General features: G+C 48.1%; 22 protein-coding genes. 18 read left to right on the forward strand and 4 right to left on the reverse strand.

Translation table 11 applies throughout. The features are described 5' to 3' along the window. Positions 1-82 precede the first annotated feature (82 nt). Positions 83-988 carry a patatin-like phospholipase family protein gene (locus ACH33_RS06285; RefSeq protein WP_057898234.1) on the forward strand — a complete coding sequence of 302 codons (906 nt, stop codon included), beginning with the start codon at positions 83-85 and terminating at the stop codon, positions 986-988. Positions 989-994: 6 nt separating this feature from the next. Here the strand turns inward: ACH33_RS06285 and ACH33_RS06290 are convergent, their stop codons facing one another. Continuing rightward, positions 995-1399 carry an SA1362 family protein gene (locus ACH33_RS06290; RefSeq protein ID WP_057898235.1) on the reverse strand — a complete coding sequence of 135 codons (405 nt, stop codon included), beginning with the start codon at positions 1397-1399 and terminating at the stop codon, positions 995-997. A gap of 42 nt (positions 1400-1441) precedes the next feature. Beyond that, positions 1442-2383, reverse strand: a complete 942-nt coding sequence (locus ACH33_RS06295; protein WP_057898236.1) for a DUF1385 domain-containing protein — start codon at positions 2381-2383, stop codon at positions 1442-1444. Between the two features lie 147 nt (positions 2384-2530). On the opposite strand from ACH33_RS06295, the gene cccB reads away from it, so the two are divergent. The 4 genes from cccB to efp all read left to right on the forward strand — a co-directional run bounded on the left by cccB (position 2531) and on the right by efp (position 5176). Then, positions 2531-2887, forward strand: coding sequence for a cytochrome c551 (cccB, locus tag ACH33_RS06300; RefSeq protein WP_057898237.1), 357 nt, complete (start codon positions 2531-2533; stop codon positions 2885-2887). A gap of 141 nt (positions 2888-3028) precedes the next feature. Next, the gene (gene aroQ, locus ACH33_RS06305; RefSeq protein WP_057898238.1) at positions 3029-3478 is read left to right on the forward strand and encodes a type II 3-dehydroquinate dehydratase; all 450 of its coding nucleotides are present in this window, start codon (positions 3029-3031) and stop codon (positions 3476-3478) included. A 5-nt stretch (positions 3479-3483) separates the two neighbouring features. After that, positions 3484-4554, forward strand: a complete 1071-nt coding sequence (locus ACH33_RS06310; protein WP_057898239.1) for a M24 family metallopeptidase — start codon at positions 3484-3486, stop codon at positions 4552-4554. 64 nt (positions 4555-4618) lie between these two features. Continuing rightward, positions 4619-5176, forward strand: a complete 558-nt coding sequence (gene efp, locus ACH33_RS06315; protein WP_057898240.1) for an elongation factor P — start codon at positions 4619-4621, stop codon at positions 5174-5176. An 83-nt stretch (positions 5177-5259) separates the two neighbouring features. Here the strand turns inward: efp and ACH33_RS06320 are convergent, their stop codons facing one another. Together ACH33_RS06320 and ACH33_RS06325 are read right to left on the reverse strand one after the other, a co-directional pair. Further along, positions 5260-6558, reverse strand: a complete 1299-nt coding sequence (locus ACH33_RS06320; protein WP_057898241.1) for an MFS transporter — start codon at positions 6556-6558, stop codon at positions 5260-5262. Continuing rightward, complete coding sequence (locus ACH33_RS06325) at positions 6537-7340, reverse strand: alpha/beta fold hydrolase (protein ID WP_057898242.1); 804 nt, start codon at positions 7338-7340, stop codon at positions 6537-6539. The genes ACH33_RS06320 and ACH33_RS06325 overlap by 22 nt, the downstream gene beginning before the upstream one ends. Before the next feature lie 168 nt (positions 7341-7508). On the opposite strand from ACH33_RS06325, the gene spoIIIAA reads away from it, so the two are divergent. The 13 genes from spoIIIAA to ACH33_RS06390 all read left to right on the forward strand — a co-directional run bounded on the left by spoIIIAA (position 7509) and on the right by ACH33_RS06390 (position 16179). Then, positions 7509-8450 carry a stage III sporulation protein AA gene (gene spoIIIAA, locus ACH33_RS06330; protein ID WP_057898243.1) on the forward strand — a complete coding sequence of 314 codons (942 nt, stop codon included), beginning with the start codon at positions 7509-7511 and terminating at the stop codon, positions 8448-8450. Between the two features lie 5 nt (positions 8451-8455). Beyond that, positions 8456-8974: a stage III sporulation protein SpoIIIAB gene (gene spoIIIAB, locus ACH33_RS06335; protein WP_057898244.1), complete on the forward strand. Its 519-nt coding sequence runs from the start codon at positions 8456-8458 to the stop codon at positions 8972-8974. A gap of 12 nt (positions 8975-8986) precedes the next feature. Then, a complete protein-coding gene (gene spoIIIAC, locus ACH33_RS06340; RefSeq protein WP_057898245.1) occupies positions 8987-9190 on the forward strand; it encodes a stage III sporulation protein AC in 204 nt (67 codons plus the stop codon). Positions 9191-9202: 12 nt separating this feature from the next. Then, positions 9203-9592, forward strand: a complete 390-nt coding sequence (gene spoIIIAD / locus ACH33_RS06345; RefSeq protein ID WP_057898246.1) for a stage III sporulation protein AD — start codon at positions 9203-9205, stop codon at positions 9590-9592. A 17-nt stretch (positions 9593-9609) separates the two neighbouring features. Beyond that, the gene (gene spoIIIAE / locus ACH33_RS06350) at positions 9610-10809 is read left to right on the forward strand and encodes a stage III sporulation protein AE (RefSeq protein WP_236781980.1); all 1200 of its coding nucleotides are present in this window, start codon (positions 9610-9612) and stop codon (positions 10807-10809) included. A gap of 13 nt (positions 10810-10822) precedes the next feature. Next, positions 10823-11503 carry a stage III sporulation protein AF gene (gene spoIIIAF, locus ACH33_RS06355; protein WP_057898247.1) on the forward strand — a complete coding sequence of 227 codons (681 nt, stop codon included), beginning with the start codon at positions 10823-10825 and terminating at the stop codon, positions 11501-11503. Position 11504: 1 nt separating this feature from the next. Then, positions 11505-12089, forward strand: a complete 585-nt coding sequence (gene spoIIIAG, locus ACH33_RS06360; protein WP_057898248.1) for a stage III sporulation protein AG — start codon at positions 11505-11507, stop codon at positions 12087-12089. A 12-nt stretch (positions 12090-12101) separates the two neighbouring features. After that, complete coding sequence (locus tag ACH33_RS06365; protein ID WP_057898249.1) at positions 12102-12698, forward strand: SpoIIIAH-like family protein; 597 nt, start codon at positions 12102-12104, stop codon at positions 12696-12698. Between the two features lie 242 nt (positions 12699-12940). After that, positions 12941-13471, forward strand: coding sequence for an acetyl-CoA carboxylase biotin carboxyl carrier protein (gene accB / locus ACH33_RS06370; RefSeq protein ID WP_057898250.1), 531 nt, complete (start codon positions 12941-12943; stop codon positions 13469-13471). A gap of 12 nt (positions 13472-13483) precedes the next feature. Then, positions 13484-14836: an acetyl-CoA carboxylase biotin carboxylase subunit gene (gene accC, locus ACH33_RS06375; RefSeq protein WP_057898251.1), complete on the forward strand. Its 1353-nt coding sequence runs from the start codon at positions 13484-13486 to the stop codon at positions 14834-14836. Between the two features lie 91 nt (positions 14837-14927). Then, entirely contained in the window at positions 14928-15344 is a 417-nt protein-coding gene (locus tag ACH33_RS06380) for an Asp23/Gls24 family envelope stress response protein (protein ID WP_057900269.1), read from the forward strand. 39 nt (positions 15345-15383) lie between these two features. Further along, positions 15384-15950 (forward strand): alkaline shock response membrane anchor protein AmaP, encoded by a 567-nt coding sequence (gene amaP, locus ACH33_RS06385; protein WP_057898252.1) that lies wholly within the window; start codon positions 15384-15386, stop codon positions 15948-15950. A 10-nt stretch (positions 15951-15960) separates the two neighbouring features. Continuing rightward, positions 15961-16179, forward strand: a complete 219-nt coding sequence (locus ACH33_RS06390; RefSeq protein WP_057898253.1) for a DUF2273 domain-containing protein — start codon at positions 15961-15963, stop codon at positions 16177-16179. Positions 16180-16351 lie beyond the last annotated feature (172 nt).

The raw sequence follows: 16351 nt of genomic DNA on the forward strand, positions 1-16351 counted from the left end.
TGTTTAGAAACTTATTTTTCCGATTCTGAAACCTGGCCCGCTGGAGTACATTTAACATGAAAAGAGTTGAGGAGGAGAGACCGTGAAAAAAGTTGACGCGGTGTTTGAGGGGGGCGGGGTTAAAGGGATCGCTTTTGTAGGTGCGATCGCGGAATTTGAGCGGCAGGGATTCAGCTGGCATAGAGTGGCGGGAACTTCGGCGGGTGCTATGATTGCCACCTTGCTTGCAGCGGGATACCGGGCCGCTGAACTGGGCGAATTAATGCGTGGATTCGATTATATGGCGCTGCAAAAAAAGCAAGGTGTGGGGAGGTTGCCACTGATCGGGCCATGGCTGAATCTTTGGATAAAGAAAGGCATTTATACGGGGGATTATTTATATAACTGGATGAAAGATTGCCTTGCTAACAAAAATATCTACACATTTGCTGATTTGCCGACGGGAATGCTCAAAGTCATTGCTTCTGACATTACGAACGGAAGTTTGCTTGTGTTACCGGATGATGCAGGAAAAATCGGGCTTGATCCTTGTTCGCTTCCGGTGGCGCTCGCTGTACGCATGAGCGCAAGCATTCCTTTTTATTTTGAGCCGGTTATTGTCAGAAATAAGAGTGTGTCGATCTATGTGGTGGACGGGGGGATTTTAAGCCGATTCCCGCTCTGGCTGTTTGAAGAAAACAGCCAGTCCGCTTATCCGACGATCGGATTTCGTCTCTCGGCCAGTTACGAGGTGAAGTCGTATAAAATTAATGGGTTGCCTGAATACATGCACGCCATGCTCCGGACGATGATGCAGGCGCACGACCAGCGCTATGTGGAGAAGCAACACGCCGCGCGTACCGTTTTTATTCCGACCGAAGGTATATCGGCGGTCAAATTTGATTTAACCGAACAAGAGCGGGAATGGCTCTACCAATCGGGGAAACAAGCGGCGAAGCAATTCATGGTTCGCCTGCCGTCTTTGCGCATCAAAAGAAAAACCTCTTGAGCTTGCTCAAGAGGTTTTGGTTTTTTTATTCGTTTTCTGTTTGTTTTTTTTTCCTTCGATGACCCGGAAAGGATTATCTCGACGCAGAGAAGGCTTAAGGCGGCTCATTTTCCGAAGTTTTAAAGGGGAGGGCATAGAAACTGAAGCATGCTGTCCTGGTTGTTTTAACTTATTGCGTCGTTTTTGTTGGCGCAGCGCTTTCTGGTATCCCTTATCCGTTGGAGCCCCCGTGAACCCTGTCCCGCGCGAGAGGAGCAGACGGTTTACCAGAAAATACATCACTCCGGCGATTACCGCGAAAACGAGAATGGACTTGAACAGACCCCAAGGATTGTTGTAAAGCTGAGTGGCCAATCCGACTCCGACAAGGGCAAGCAACACAACTGTGAAGATCTGAGACTTCCGCGACACCCTAACACCTCATTTCGTATTGGATTACGATATGTTAGAAAGCTAGCTAATCGAGACTGTCGTCGTGGAGGGATTGCTTGCTTCGTCCAGTTCGCGCATGCGCATAAATGAGGCAATGGCTACTTCTACCTGTTTATCATCCGGTTCGCGTGTTGTTAGCTTCTGGAGCCATAACCCTGGATAGCCGAGCATGTGTAAAACGGGAATGTCGCGCAACTTGTTGGTGACTTGGAGTGTTTCGTAGGAAACGCCAATGACAACAGGCAGGAGAAGAATGCGCTGGTAGATTCTTTCCCAGAGAGAATCATAGTGAAAAAACGAATAAATGACCACGCCGACAAGAATCGTAAACATAATAAAACTGCTGCCACACCGATAGTGTAGCGTGGAAAATTGTTGAACGTTCTTTACTGTTAAGTCTACCCCAGCTTCGTATGCATTAATCACTTTATGTTCTGCACCATGATACTGAAAAAGTCTTTTAATCATGGGGGTTCTTGCGATCACAAGAATATATGTGAGAAGAAGGACGATCTTAATGGTGCCTTCGATTATGTTCTGCAAAACATTGTTCGTTATTTTTTGGAACAGTACGTCGGCGAGAATAGCCGGAACAATGGTGAAGATAAGTTTTCCGAATAAGAAGGAAAGTACACCGATGACGGCCACGCCAAGGATCATCGCCAATTTTGAGGAAGCCGATTCGCTTTTCTCCTCTTCGCCCGGCACCATGTCATAGCGTTCAGTAGAGAAGTTCAGGTGTTTAGAACCGTTGGCACTGGCCAAAATAAGGGCGACAATCCCTCGGATAAATGGAACTTTCTGCAGCTTCTTGACCCAAGGCTTCTCATGCTTCAATTCCTCATAATATTCAATTGTGTTGTCTTTACGGCGAATCGCGGTTACAGTATAGCGTCTTCCGCTGAACATCACACCTTCTACGACGGCTTGCCCGCCGTATGCTGGTACTGTTTGTTTTGACAAATTAAACACCTTCCTTATCCTATATTTTACCGGATTTATTTGGTGGTTTCTAGCGGAAAAAACGGGGGAATGCTTCCGGAACGCATGGAAAGTATTGAAATATGTGATAAGGCATAGGTACAATGAATGAGGGGAGGTGAATTAAATATGAAAAAATTTACAACTTTCAGTTTGCTGATGGCATTGGCGGTAAGTTTGTCCGCTTGTGGAGGCGGGGATAAAGCGACAGAAGCCCCAGCTGATCAGAAACAAAGTCAATCCACCGCAACAAGCGGCGGAGGAGCGGACGTGCAAAAAATTATTCAGCAGAAAAACTGTACTTCATGTCATGGCCAAAACTTACAAGGAGCTTCAGGTCCTGCCCTTAACAATGTAGGAAGCAGACTGTCCAAGGATGAAATTAAGCAAATCATCAAAGAGGGACGTGGTGGAATGCCACCCGGTTTGATTAAGGACGAACAGGAGCTGGAAGCGGTAGCTACCTATTTATCCGAACAGAAATAGAAGAAAGCAATGTATTAACTCATTGTGGCATCTCCCGCTGCATGAAAAGGGAGGTGCTTTTGTTATTCAGAAAATAATGATGTGTGTTACAATAAGCAAAACAATGAATGTCAAGGATAGTAGAGGAAAGTAGGTGAAGATATGGCGGCGATTCTTGTCATCAACGGGCCTAATCTAAATATGCTTGGGCGGCGCGAACCGGGCATTTACGGATACGAAACATTGGAAGACGTGGAAGCACGCATCAAGCGGCGCGCCCACGAGCTTGGTGTCACGATTGAATGCTTTCAATCGAACCATGAGGGAGCGATTATCGACCGGATTCACCAGGCGCACGAATTGTGTGACGGTATCATTATAAATCCAGGGGCTTTTACTCATTATAGTTATGCGATTCGGGATGCGCTTGCAAGTGTGAATATCCCTTTTGTTGAGATTCATATTTCGAATATTCACGCGCGCGAAGCGTTTCGTAAAGAATCGGTAATCGCGCCTATTGCCGTCGGGCAAATTAGCGGTCTTGGCACGTATGGATATGAGCTGGCACTTGAAGGCTTGGTACACCATCTAAACCATCTAAACCGGAGATGATAAAAATGGAAACAAGGTTACAAATGATTCGTTCCGGCATGCAGGAGCAGGAGCTGGATGGAATGTTGATCACAAACGGATACAACCGTCGGTATGTGTCCGGCTTTACCGGCTCTTCCGGCTGCTGTCTTCTGACAATGGAAGCTGCCGATTTAATTACTGACTTTCGTTATGTGGAACAGGCGACGAAACAGGCCCCTTTCTTTGAAATTGTGCGCCATCAAGCGGATATGTTGGATATGGCAGTCAATCGGGCGAAGCATCACGGCGTAAGAAGGCTTGGCTTCGAGAAACATCATCTCACATATGCTCTTTTTCAGCGCTTGGAAGAGTGGGCCGGGGATATTGAACTGGTGCCTGTCGCCGGGATTGTAGAAGAAGCGAGACTCATGAAAACGCCGGAAGAAGTGCAGATTATTAAAGAAGCAGCAGAAATTGCCGATAAAGCGTTTTCGCATATTCTCACATATATAAGGCCCGGTATGAAGGAACTTGAGGTAGCAAATGAGCTGGAATTTTATATGCGTTCCCTCGGCGCTTCCGGTTCATCATTTGACATTATTGTTGCCTCCGGCATCCGCTCCGCGTTGCCGCACGGAGTCGCTTCTGATAAAGTGATCGAGGACGGTGACATGGTAACGCTTGACTTCGGGGCGTACTACAAAGGATACTGTTCCGATATTACCCGCACCATTGCCGTGGGGGAGCCGGGAAAGAAAATGCGGGAAATTTATGACATTGTTTTGCGCGCCCAACTGAACGGCGTACAGAATATTAGGCCTGGCATGACCGGCAAGGAAGCGGATGCGCTGACGCGTGATATTATCGCCGCGGCGGGATATGGCTCGATGTTTGGTCACAGTACCGGTCACGGTCTTGGTTTGGAAGTGCACGAAGGACCGACTCTTTCGGCGCGCGGAGATCGGCCGCTTGCACCCGGGATGGTTGTAACGATCGAACCAGGCATTTATTTAGAGGGCATGGGTGGTGTCCGTATCGAAGATGATGTGCTCATTACCGGGGACGGCTGCGAGATTCTTACAAAATCTCCGAAGGAACTGCTTGTTATCCAGTAGGGGGATTGTGTTATAATTTGAAAGTTAGGAAACAAGAAATAACTGGCTTGTAGGAGGTTTATGCATGATTTCAGTAAACGACTTGCGCCCGGGCATCACCATCGAGCATGACGGAGCGATTTATTCTGTTATTGAATTCCAACACGTAAAACCTGGTAAAGGGGCTGCGTTCGTCCGCACGAAGCTGCGCAACCTGCGCAATGGTTCCATTAAGGAAATGACGTTTCGCGCTGGCGAAAAAGTAGCGAAGGCGAGAATCGAAACGAAAGAAATGCAATATCTGTACGCTTCCGGCGATGAGCACGTATTTATGGATATGCAAACATATGATCAAATCAGTCTGCCAACGAGCCAAATCGAGCATGAGCTGAAGTTTTTGCTGGAAAACATGATCGTGAATATCGTCATGTTCGAAGGTGAAATCCTCGGTGTGCAAGTGCCGAATACGGTGGAACTGGAAGTTGTGGACACGGAACCGGGCATTAAAGGCGATACAGCGTCAGGGGGTACGAAACCGGCTACCATGCAAACCGGTCTTGTGGTACAAGTTCCGTTCTTCGTAAACGTAGGAGACAAACTGGTTATCGATACCCGCACAGGAGAATACGTATCCCGCGCGTAAGCGGAAACATAGAGAAAGCCCACTGTTTATAACGGTGGGCTTTTGCTTTTGGGCAGCATTCTATTGTACTGGTGCTCTTTCTTTTATGCTGGATCTTCTGAAGCCTGTGGCAAAGTATGCAAAATCAGACGGGAGTGGCCTCGCTTGCTTTGGATTTTTCTCGGGCGGCGGAGCAGTCTTGCTGCGAACAGCGCAAGCAAAAAACAGGCCCCTCCCGTTCCCCAGAACAGTAAAAGCGGGTGGCTAGGTAAAGCGCCGAATGCCGCGGGACCTGCCGCGATTCCAAGAAAGCGTACGCTGCTGTAGAGCGAAGTAACAATACCCCGCTCCGCCTTGCCGACGGCGGAGGTAATAAGGATATTGAGCGAAGGTAAAACCAATCCGCTGCCGATGCCGGAAACAAAAAGCAAAGCGATTACGACAAATGGCTGCCCGATAAACGGGAGCAGGAGGCAGACGCTTCCTAAAAGACAGGTACCTAAAATAAGGAACATTTTAATGGTGGATGGATGGCGTTCGATCGCGTTTCCTGCCCAGGCGGAAACGAGAGTCAGCGAAAGAAGCGGAAGCGCAAGATACAGGCCGCGCACGATGCCGGAGAAAGTTGTGCGTGTATCAAGCATTTCTGCGAGAAAGAATAGAGCTCCGAACAGAAAAAACATGTGGCCAGCCCCAAGCAAAAAACTCAGAGTAAGCCAGCGGCCCTGTTTTTGAAAAATGCGCAGTATGTCTTGTTTATATTGTGCAGGCGAAGGCTGGGCCTCCGGTTTTTTTTCATCGACCCAGCGCGCGATCGCCCAGAGCACAGGTGCAATCATGAATGGAAATGCGAAGAAAATCATATACCAGGCGATAAGTGCCAGAAGCGAACCGAGAATTGGACTTAGTACTTTTCCGAGCCCATTCGCTGATTCGATAATGCCGAACGCTCGGCCGCGATGTTCGGGCGGATACAAATCGCCGATAAGCGCCATGGCAATGGGGGCCGTTCCCGCTGCGCCAATTCCTTGGATGATACGCCCGGCTATAATCCAGGGATATGGCTCGGCAAAAAATAGCGCCGAACCTCCGGCAATAAGGCCGCCCGTGCCATAAAGCGCCAGTGCCGTAAGAATAATTTTTTTTCTTCCTATCCGATCGGATAAAAGGCCTGCTAGTGGAATGATCATGCCGGCTGGCACAGAAAACAGCGTGATTAACAAGCCGCTTTCCAGAGCGCTTAAGTCATACTCGTTTGCTATGGCGGGCAATACGGGAATGAGCATAGAATTACCGAGTACCATAATAAGCGGTACAAGGCTTAAAGCGAACAGCACCCTACCGGGCGGTGCGGTATTCCGCGTATTTTGAGCTGGCAATTCTACTCCACGGTTTTTCCGCATTGCATTCCCTCTCCAGTCAGAAAATCTTCCACAAGCATGTTGAATACTTGACACGCTTTTGTCGGGCAAGCGTGCGATGTCTTGGGGATAAGGCAGACCTCGGCTTGGGGTAATGAAGTAAGCATCATATGCCGATATTTCCTCATGTACCATTCATTCCCCCCGTAAATCAATAATGTCGGAATGTTTACCTTTGGCAGAAACGAAGTCAGATTACATGTAACGAGCGCGCGTAAAAGCACAAGCATTTCCGAACGACGCGCTTTTAATGCTTCATTCATGAATAGATCAACTTGTCGGCTGGTTGCTCCGTTAGCCTGAGCCACTTTGCGCGCTTCGTATCGAGAAGCGTGAAGCAGTGTAAGTAAGTAGGAGGCTCCAACTTTCGTATACATATAGGCATCGCTTAAGCATGGAAAGGCTCCGGTTAGGACAGCACGTTCGCACATATGGCTAAAATCGCGCAAAAAGTGAAGCAGCACCAGGGTTCCAGTTGAATATGCGACGAAATGGGCTTTTTGGATGCCTAAATGTTCGAGCATCAGCTGCAAATCACGGCTTAACACCTCAAGATACGTTTCTGGCGCTTGCCTGTGCGAAATCCCGCTGCGTCCATGACCGCGCATATCGTATGTGATAACGCGGAACTTTTTGGAGAAATGCTGAATTTGCCCGCGCCAATTCGCGTGGGAAAGACCCATTCCGTGGAGGAAGACCACGGGAAATCCCCTTCCTTCTTCTTCGTAATAGAGCGGTACGTTTTGGATATTGAGATGAGGCATGTGTAAACACCTCCCTTTTCTGCAAGCATGCATAGTGTGCCCGAAACAGGGCGCAGGTACTCTTATTTGTCCTTCATTTCATTTCCAACTCTATCTTCTTAGGCATAAAGTGTCCAGGCTTCCCATATGAATGTGATAAGTAGATAGGACAAAGGGGAGAGTCAGGTGATGGAAGAGGTTCTTCGCATGTTGCCCGACAGCTTGCGTGTAAAGCTTAAGAATCTTTCGTGGCAGGACATAGAACAAATGGAAGAGATTCGGCTGCGCGTAGGCCGCCCCATTGAATATGTGGGGGGAGGTGCCTCCTGGTTTATAAGCGGGCAGGGAGGAGGCACAAGACGGGCCGAGGAAGCGCTAACGTTTACGAAAGAAGAGGGTATGCAACTGTTAAGCAGATTGAGTCATCATTCAGTTTACATGATGGAGGAAGAAATGCGGCGCGGCTATATCACCGTCCAGGGTGGACACAGGGTAGGGCTATCTGGAAAAGTGGTGCTGGAAAACGGGAGAGTGAAACTTATTCGGGACGTTACCAGCTTTAACATCCGGTTTGCCCGTGAAAAAAGAGGGGTGGCGGATGGTGTGCTGCCGCTTCTGGTAGAAGGGGGACAGTTAAAAAACACGCTCGTTATTTCCCCGCCCCAGTGCGGCAAGACAACCTTACTTCGCGATTTGGCCCGACAGATAAGCTATGGCTCAAAAGAAATGGCTGGAAAAAAGGTGTCCATTGTGGACGAACGTTCCGAAATTGCCGGGTGTGTGGCTGGTGTACCACAAAAAGACGTCGGCCCGCGCACGGATGTACTGGATGCTTGTCCGAAGGCGGAAGGCATGATGATGATGATTCGTTCGATGTCGCCTGAAGTGTTGATTACAGACGAAATCGGGCGTCCAGAAGATGGATACGCGCTTGAGGAGGCGATACATGCCGGGATTACGGTCATCGCAAGCGTGCATGGTCGCGATTTAAAAGATATTATGCGGCGTCCTACGCTTTCTCGGATTTTGCAAGCGGGCGTCTTTCAGCGTTATCTTGTGCTTTCCCGACGTCCGAAAGTGGGAACGGTAGCAGGTGTGTATAATGAGCATTTCACCGAGTGCCGGAGGTGAGAAAAATGCTTAAACTGATTGGCGCTTCGCTTGTTATTTTCGCCGGGACGTTTATTGGTATGCAACTGGGGAGCTATTTGGCCCACCGCCCGTTGCAAATTCGCCAGCTGCGTGCCGGACTAACATTGTTGGAGACCGAGATCGTGTACGGCTCTCGTCCGTTGCTGGAGGCGCTTGCTTCCATTTCGCGCCGCTTGACGGGAGATGTCGCCCGCTTGTTCGCGCGCGCGGCGGAATTGAGTGCGGAAGAGCCGGATTTAGCGGCGAGTGAGTGCTGGCACCAAGCCGTGCAGTATGTATGGAGAGATACAGCCATGAAGGAACCGGAGAAAGAGATTTTGTTGCAGCTTGGCTCCGTTCTTGGTCAGAGCGATCGTGAGGATCAGCAGAAACATCTTAAACTTGCGCTCGCCAATCTGGAACATGAAGAAATGAACGCCCGGGATAATCAGAGGCGCTACGAAAAAATGTGCCGGAGCTTGGGGGTGTTGAGTGGGATTTTGATCGTCATTTTACTCTATTGAGAGGTGGAGGACATGGCATATGACGTGAACGCCATTTTTCAGATTGCCGGCATCGGAATTATCATCGCTATGATTCATACCGTGCTGAAACAGTCAGGCAAGGATGATTGGGCGCAATGGGTCACGCTGATCGGGTTCATTGTCGTATTATTTATGGTAGCTTCATTTATTAACGATCTGTTTCAGGAAATTAAACGAGTTTTCTTATTCCAGTAAGGGGACGATCGCATGGATATTATCCAGATTGTCGGGCTGGGAATTGTCGCCACCATTTTGAGCCTTGTGGTTAAGGAACAGAAGCCGATGTTTTCGTTTATTCTTGCAACATTTACCGGGGTTGTTATTTTTCTGTTTCTTATCGGCAAAATTTCTGATGTTATCCGGGTGCTGGAAGGGATCGCGATGCAGGCTCATGTAAACATTGTTTATCTGGATACGGTTCTAAAAATTATCGGCATTGCTTATATCGCTGAATTCGGAGCGCAGGTTACGAGGGATGCTGGCCAGGGCGCGATCGCATCGAAAATTGAATTGGCCGGCAAAATTCTGATTATGGTGCTGGCGATTCCGATTCTTTCCGTCATTGTCGAAACGATTGTCCAGCTACTTCCGTCATAAAAAGGTTGTGAGAAAGAATGAAACAGAAACGGTCGCGGTTTGGTTTTTACATGGCATTGCTGCTGTTTTCGTTGCTTTTGTGGCGACCCGTACACGCGGCGGAAGCCACGTCCCCGGTATCGTCGCCGCAGGACACGATTGTCCAAAGTCAGCTGGAGCGGCTCGACACGAAAGAAATTGAGGCATTCTGGCAAAAGGTGCTCGAAAAATACGGCGGATATCTGCCAGAAAGCGACGGCCGGAGCCTGTTTGAAATGGTGACAGGAGAGAAAGGATTTAGTTTTACCGAAGTGATGAAAGGATTGGGGGCATTTTTGTTTCATGAATTGCTGATCAACGGCAAGCTGCTTGGGGCTATTCTCATTATTACCGTGTTCGCGATGGTGTTGGAAACGTTGCAAACCGCATTTGAAAAAAATACAGTCAGCATGGTCGCGTACGCGATTTCCTATATGGTACTAATCATTCTTGCAGTCAATAGCTTCCGGGTGGCGGTTGATTTTGCTCAGGGCGCCATCCAAGATATGGTAGGATTCATGCTGGCGCTTATGCCGCTTGTACTTGTGCTTCTGGCATCGACAGGAGGGATCACTTCGGCGGCTTTATTCCATCCGATGGTTGTATTTTTGGTGAATACAAGCGGCACGCTTATTTCCACTATTGTGTTTCCACTTCTGTTTCTTTCGGCGATTTTAAGCATTGTAAGCTCGTTTTCCGTCAAGTATCAATTGACGAAGCTTGCGCAGTTGTTGCGGACGGTGAGCCTGGGGGTGATGGGAAGTTTTCTAACGATTTTTCTCGCCGTGCTTTCATTGCAGGGTGCGACGGCGGCGGTTGCTGATGGGATCGCCATTCGCACCGCCAAATATGTTGCTGGAAATTTTATTCCGGTAGTTGGCCGGGTGTTTGCGGATGCGGCGGATACCGTAGTGGGCGCATCGCTGCTCGTCAAAAATACGGTGGGGATAGCCGGCGTGCTTATTCTGCTTTTCCTTGTCGCGTTTCCAAGCTTAAAAATTTTAATGCTTGCTCTCATTTATCACTTATCTTCGGCGGTGATGCAGCCGCTTGGCAACAGTCCGGTGTTATCTTGCCTTGGCATCATCGGAAAGAACTTGCTTTACATCTTCGGAGCGTTGGCGACGGTCAGCCTAATGTTTTTTCTGGCGATCATGATCATAATTTCGGCGGCTAACGTTTCGGTTATGATGCGGTAAGGGGGAAACACAGATGATGGCGATGCTTGTTCTTTGGCTGAAAAAACTCATTCTTCTTGTGCTTTTGGCTACGTTTCTTGATTTGCTTCTTCCAAGCAGCGCGTACAGCAAGTACGTAAAATTAGCAATGGGTCTAATTATCTTGCTAGCTTTGCTGTCGCCTATTCTTGACTTATTTCATAAGGATATTTCGCTGACACAACTGTCGTTTACCGCAGGGGAAGCCGGGAAAGGAGCGCCCGACTTTGCCAGAATCGAAGCGTTGGCCAAAAGATTAGCAGCAGACAATGATGAACAGGCGAATCGTTATGTAGAGCAACAGATCGGCGCACTCATCAAAAAGCAGATTGAGGCCCAGCACGGAGTGAAGGTAGAAACGGTGGATGTGCATGTGCATCCAGACGGACAAAAAGCAAAGCAGCCAATCGAACGCATCTCTATCATCGTAGCGTTGGATAAGCCCAGGGAAACGGGTACACAGGAACAAGGGCTTGGTATCGAGCCGATGAAGCCTGTAAAAATCGATATCTCGCTAGGGGCTAAGCCGAACTCTTCCACAAATGATAAACCGGTTGCTGCAACCACTGAACAATCGCATATGGAAAAAAGCATTACGACCACGATTTCAAATGCGTGGAATGTTCCTGAAAGCACGGTGCTCGTAACCTGGCGAAACACCGGAGAGGAGGGATAAAGTGAGCAAAGACGGAAAAGGAAAGCTGGGTACGTTGCAGTGGCTTGTAGTTGCAGGCGCATTAGGCGTTGCATTCCTGCTGTCCAGTTCATTTCTGGAGCTTGATAAACAGAAGACGAATCATGATTCTCCGCCGGCACAGCAAGAGGCACCAGCGTTCATACAGCAAAAGCGTGAATCATACACGATGGGTGAATACGAAGAGATGTATGAGAAGAAGCTCAAAGAAGTATTGCAGAACATTACCGGCGTTGGAGAAGTATCTGTGATGGTCAATTTGGAATCAACAGAGGAAATCGTCGTAGAGAAAAATCGGAATAGCCAGACACAAACGACAAGAGAAGCTGACAAAGGTGCTACTCGCGATATCAACAATGAATCGACCCAGGAGCAAGTCGTAACAATGAAGGATGATGCCGGCGAACAGCCGATCGTTACGAAAACGGTAAAACCGAAAGTGCGCGGCGTCGTTATCGTTGCCGCCGGAGCGGAAAATCTACAGGTAAAGGCATGGATTATGGAGGCGGTACAAAAAGTTCTTGCTGTTCCTTCCTATAAAATCTCTATTTTACCAAAAAAAGCTTAAGGAGGCTGAAGCATGGTGTTGAAAAAACAAACGGTATGGTTACTGTCAATGCTTGCCGTTCTTGTCGTGTTATCTGCTTATTATCTGGTGCAGGGTTCTTCCGGGCAGGTTCAGGTGGCGACCGGCAACATGAGCGATACATCCAAGGTGCCTCAATCTTCGCTGGCGACCGATGTTAAGACAGATATGAAAGGGGTAAGTGTAGAGACGAAACAAGTGGCGCCCAAGCCGGAAGGTATGCCGGTCACTACACCTTCGGATGACTATTTCATCGGATATAAAATGCAGCGCGATGCTCAGCAGGAACAGGAGATGGGTCGGTTTATGGAAGTGATGACGAACGGCGACGCGAACCCGAAAGCCATTGCTGAGGCGAAGAAAAAATTAGAAGAGTTAGCCGCGCTCAAGGATAATCAGACTCAGGTAGAAGAGCTTGTGAAGTCTCTCGGCAGCTTTAAAGACGTCGTTGTTATCGCTAAAGACGACATGGTTCGTGTTGTTGTGCAAGCTGAAACATTGAAAAAGGACAAAGTAGTCGAAATTATTAATGTTGTAAAGCAACATATGAAGGTGCCAGGAAACAATATTGTGGTTAGTTACAAGCCATAGGGTAAAATACGAGCGCGCAGAAAGCCAGGCCTGCGCTCCTTAGGAAATGTCCAACGTAATGGGAAGGAGCCGCCTGGCGTTTTGCGCGCAGGTAGTTTTGCCAAGAGAATGATCCGGAGAAAAACACACAAAAATTGATAAATAATTCAGTAAAATGGTAACAAGAGGATTGCTTTGTGATATAATACATGATAGCGTTTTTACATACATAGAGCATATATTAAGTTAGGAGTGGACAAATTATGTTCAAAATTCATGAAATTAGAGAAATCATCAAACTGGTGGATCAGTCCTCTATCACCGAATTTAAAGTGGAAGAGGACGGAATGAAAGTTGTTATTAAGAAAGGTGGTTCTGCAAGCGTTTCCTATGTAGCGGTCGAATCGGCGCCACAAGCCGTTCCTGCACCTCAGGAAGTACCAGCTCCAGCGCCGCAAGCTGTTCCTCCTGTTCCGGCCCCGAAAACCGAGGAGGCTCCAGCGCCAGCTTCTCAGACAGCTCCGGTCGCGGCAGAACCAGTTGATGATACTGGTTTGCACAAAATCACATCGCCGATGGTAGGTACGTTCTACAAAGCGCCGGAGCCGGGTGCGTCTCCGTATGTGCAGGTAGGCGACAAAGTAAAAAATGATACGATCGTATGTATCGTGGAAGCAATGAAATTGTTCAACGAGATTGAAGCTGAAGTGACGGGCGAAATCGTGAAAGTGTTGGTAGAGGACGGTCAGCTTGTAGAATATGGACAACCTCTCTTCCTCGTGAAGCCGGAATAAAGGAGGGCTTCCATGTTTAAGAAAGTTTTGATCGCAAACCGTGGAGAGATTGCTGTCCGTGTCATTCGAGCCTGTCATGAATTGGGAATTCAGACGGTTGCCGTATATTCAACGGCGGATAAAGATGCGCTGCATGTGCGTTTGGCTGATGAAGCGTATTGCATAGGACCGACCGCGTCTAAAGACAGTTATTTAAATATGACGAATTTAATGAGCGTTGCGACGAAAGCTGGCGTAGACGCAATTCATCCTGGCTATGGGTTTCTTGCGGAAAACGCGGATTTTGCTGAAATTTGTGCCGCATGCAATATTACGTTTATCGGCCCTGATCCGCAGGCGATTGTAAAGATGGGAGACAAAAACGTTGCGCGTGAGACGATGAAAAACGCCGGCGTTCCGATTGTTCCAGGTTCTGACGGGTTAATTGAAGATATCGAGGAGGCGGTTCGCGTCGCTGAGGAGGCCGGCTATCCGGTGATTATTAAGGCGACGGCAGGTGGCGGAGGAAAAGGCATGCGCGTGGCACGTTCCAAAGAAGAATTGATCGCGTCCGTTCGCCAGGCACAACAGGAAGCAAAAAGTGCGTTCGGAAATCCGGGCGTATATCTTGAAAAATATTTAGAAGATACACGCCATATCGAGATTCAGATTATGGCGGATAAACATGGAAATGTATGCCATTTAGGGGAGCGTGATTGCTCTATTCAGCGCCGTCACCAAAAACTTGTTGAAGAGGCGCCATCCCCGGCATTGGACGAAGAAACGCGCCAACAGATGGGAAGCGCAGCGGTAGCGGCAGCGAAAGCTGTCAATTACCATGGTGCCGGCACAGTCGAGTTTCTGCTGGACAAAGATGGTCGATTCTACTTCATGGAAATGAATACGCGCATTCAGGTAGAACATCCGGTAACAGAGCTTATTACCGGTATTGATCTGATTAAAGAGCAGATTATGGTGGCCGCGGGATACCCTCTGTCTTTCAAACAGGAAGATGTTAAAATTAACGGTTGGGCAATAGAATGCCGTATTAACGCAGAAAATCCTGCCAAGAAATTTATGCCTTCTCCGGGAACCATCAAGTTTTATTTGCCGCCGGGCGGTTTTGGCGTACGCGTGGACAGCGCAGTGTATCAAGGATATCAGATTACGCCATTTTATGATTCGATGGTGGCAAAAATTATCACCTGGGGCAAAGATAGAAACGATGCGATTCAGCGCATGAAGCGGGCATTGTCCGAGATGGTGATCGAAGGTGTGCATACAACCGTACCGTTCCATCTTAAGCTGCTTGAGCATGAAATGTTCGTGGAAGGGAACTTTAATACAAAATTTCTGGAGACATACGACCTAAAAATCAAAGAATAATGACTAGATCCGATACCTTCTTCAAAAGGCGCAAATTGTATTCTTTGGTATACGTTTGCTATAATAAGCAAAGAAGCGCACTTTGGAGGAGGTGTTATTTTTGGATACTGGTATCGAATTTTCACAATTGGAGTTAGGGAAAATCGAAATCGCGCCTGAAGTTATTGAGGTCATTGCCCACATGGCAAGCGCTGAAGTGCCTGGAGTCGCGGGATTGAGCAGCGGTATCGTTAGCGACTTTGTTGAACGTCTGGGGCGCAAGAGCAGCCGTGGAGTACGGGTTGACATTAAAGAAAAAGAGGCAACCATTGATCTTTATATCATTGTAGAATACGGACAGCAGATTCCGGATGTGGCATACAAAGTACAAGAAAATGTGCGCGAGTCCATTCAGAATATGACGGGTCTTGTGGTCACGCAGGTAAATGTGCATATTGTCGATGTTCAGCTAAAGCAGGAGAAAGAGAAAAAAGCACCTGGCACCGAAGAAGTTCACCGAGTTCGATAGGCGGATTTTGTGTAAGATTTCGTTGCTAGGAGGGCGCCTGTGAATTTATTTGACCGTTTTATTTTGACGTTATACAGTCTTGCGCTTGTTGTCATTTCGTTGTTTGTCATGGCGGCGGGCCTGAATCTCATTTCGTCTGATTATATCACAGACACAATTAATGAAATTTATTCTTCGTCCGAAGTGGGGCTTGCCTATTTCGCCGCGGCAGCTATCTTCCTTTTAATCAGCTTGAAATTTCTGTTCACGAGCGTGCGCGGTGAGGGTCGAGTGCGAACACCTGCTTCCGTGCACAACCCAACAGAATACGGGGACGTGCAGATTACGCTAGATACGATTGAAAGCATTGCTATGAATGCGGCGCGTCATATACGGGGCATCCGCGATTTGAAGGCGCATGTTCGCGCCGAAGAAAATCGGACTTCCATTCATGTCAAAGTAGCGGTGGATGGGGAAACACCAATTCCCGGCCTTGTAGAACAAGTGCAGCAAACCATTAAAGAGCGCGTGGAAACAATCGCCGGCCTCGGAATTTCCAAGGTGACGGTGCTTGTGTCTGAAGTGGCGCAGCCCGGGAGCGGAGCGCGCGTTCGACGCGTAGAATAGAGGGGAGCCTATGTTCTGGCAGTTTATTCTCGAAAACCGGGGAAAAGTGTTTGGCTTGGCAGCAGGGTTTATTTTCGGACTGCTGTTTTTATGGGTAGGTTTTTTCAAGACGCTTATATTCGCTGTATTTGTGGCAACGGGCTTTTATTTTGGCCGCAAATTTGACAATGAAGAAGATATAGGCGAAGTGCTTGATCGCATTCTTCCGGGAAGGTTTACGAAGCGTTAGCCATGCCCTCCGGACGAAGTTAAGTTTCAAGCTTATAGATTACAGAAAAAAGCGTCAAATTTCGTATGTGCGGGATTTGGCGCTTTTTGATGCCATGAAAAAAGAACACCAAGGTATTTCCAACATAGTAAGGATTTGATACACTCAGAGAATGGTTATTTGTCATGCAGGC

The organism is Aneurinibacillus sp. XH2, assembly GCF_001439585.2.
Classification (GTDB): domain Bacteria; phylum Bacillota; class Bacilli; order Aneurinibacillales; family Aneurinibacillaceae; genus Aneurinibacillus; species Aneurinibacillus thermoaerophilus.

What these genes read in the sequence shown, in the direction of transcription:
- ACH33_RS06390 (WP_057898253.1), top strand. Translation starts at nt 15,961, where the DNA reads ATGTTCTGGCAGTTTATTCTCGAAAACCGGGGAAAAGTGTTTGGCTTG.
- ACH33_RS06310 (WP_057898239.1), top strand. Translation starts at nt 3,484, where the DNA reads ATGGAAACAAGGTTACAAATGATTCGTTCCGGCATGCAGGAGCAGGAG.
- ACH33_RS06320 (WP_057898241.1), bottom strand. Translation starts at nt 6,558, where the DNA reads ATGCGGAAAAACCGTGGAGTAGAATTGCCAGCTCAAAATACGCGGAAT.
- cccB (WP_057898237.1), top strand. Translation starts at nt 2,531, where the DNA reads ATGAAAAAATTTACAACTTTCAGTTTGCTGATGGCATTGGCGGTAAGT.
- spoIIIAE (WP_236781980.1), top strand. Translation starts at nt 9,610, where the DNA reads ATGAAACAGAAACGGTCGCGGTTTGGTTTTTACATGGCATTGCTGCTG.
- ACH33_RS06325 (WP_057898242.1), bottom strand. Translation starts at nt 7,340, where the DNA reads ATGCCTCATCTCAATATCCAAAACGTACCGCTCTATTACGAAGAAGAA.
- spoIIIAD (WP_057898246.1), top strand. Translation starts at nt 9,203, where the DNA reads ATGGATATTATCCAGATTGTCGGGCTGGGAATTGTCGCCACCATTTTG.
- spoIIIAB (WP_057898244.1), top strand. Translation starts at nt 8,456, where the DNA reads ATGCTTAAACTGATTGGCGCTTCGCTTGTTATTTTCGCCGGGACGTTT.
- efp (WP_057898240.1), top strand. Translation starts at nt 4,619, where the DNA reads ATGATTTCAGTAAACGACTTGCGCCCGGGCATCACCATCGAGCATGAC.
- spoIIIAF (WP_057898247.1), top strand. Translation starts at nt 10,823, where the DNA reads ATGATGGCGATGCTTGTTCTTTGGCTGAAAAAACTCATTCTTCTTGTG.
- spoIIIAA (WP_057898243.1), top strand. Translation starts at nt 7,509, where the DNA reads ATGGAAGAGGTTCTTCGCATGTTGCCCGACAGCTTGCGTGTAAAGCTT.
- aroQ (WP_057898238.1), top strand. Translation starts at nt 3,029, where the DNA reads ATGGCGGCGATTCTTGTCATCAACGGGCCTAATCTAAATATGCTTGGG.
- spoIIIAC (WP_057898245.1), top strand. Translation starts at nt 8,987, where the DNA reads ATGGCATATGACGTGAACGCCATTTTTCAGATTGCCGGCATCGGAATT.
- accB (WP_057898250.1), top strand. Translation starts at nt 12,941, where the DNA reads ATGTTCAAAATTCATGAAATTAGAGAAATCATCAAACTGGTGGATCAG.
- accC (WP_057898251.1), top strand. Translation starts at nt 13,484, where the DNA reads ATGTTTAAGAAAGTTTTGATCGCAAACCGTGGAGAGATTGCTGTCCGT.
- ACH33_RS06365 (WP_057898249.1), top strand. Translation starts at nt 12,102, where the DNA reads ATGGTGTTGAAAAAACAAACGGTATGGTTACTGTCAATGCTTGCCGTT.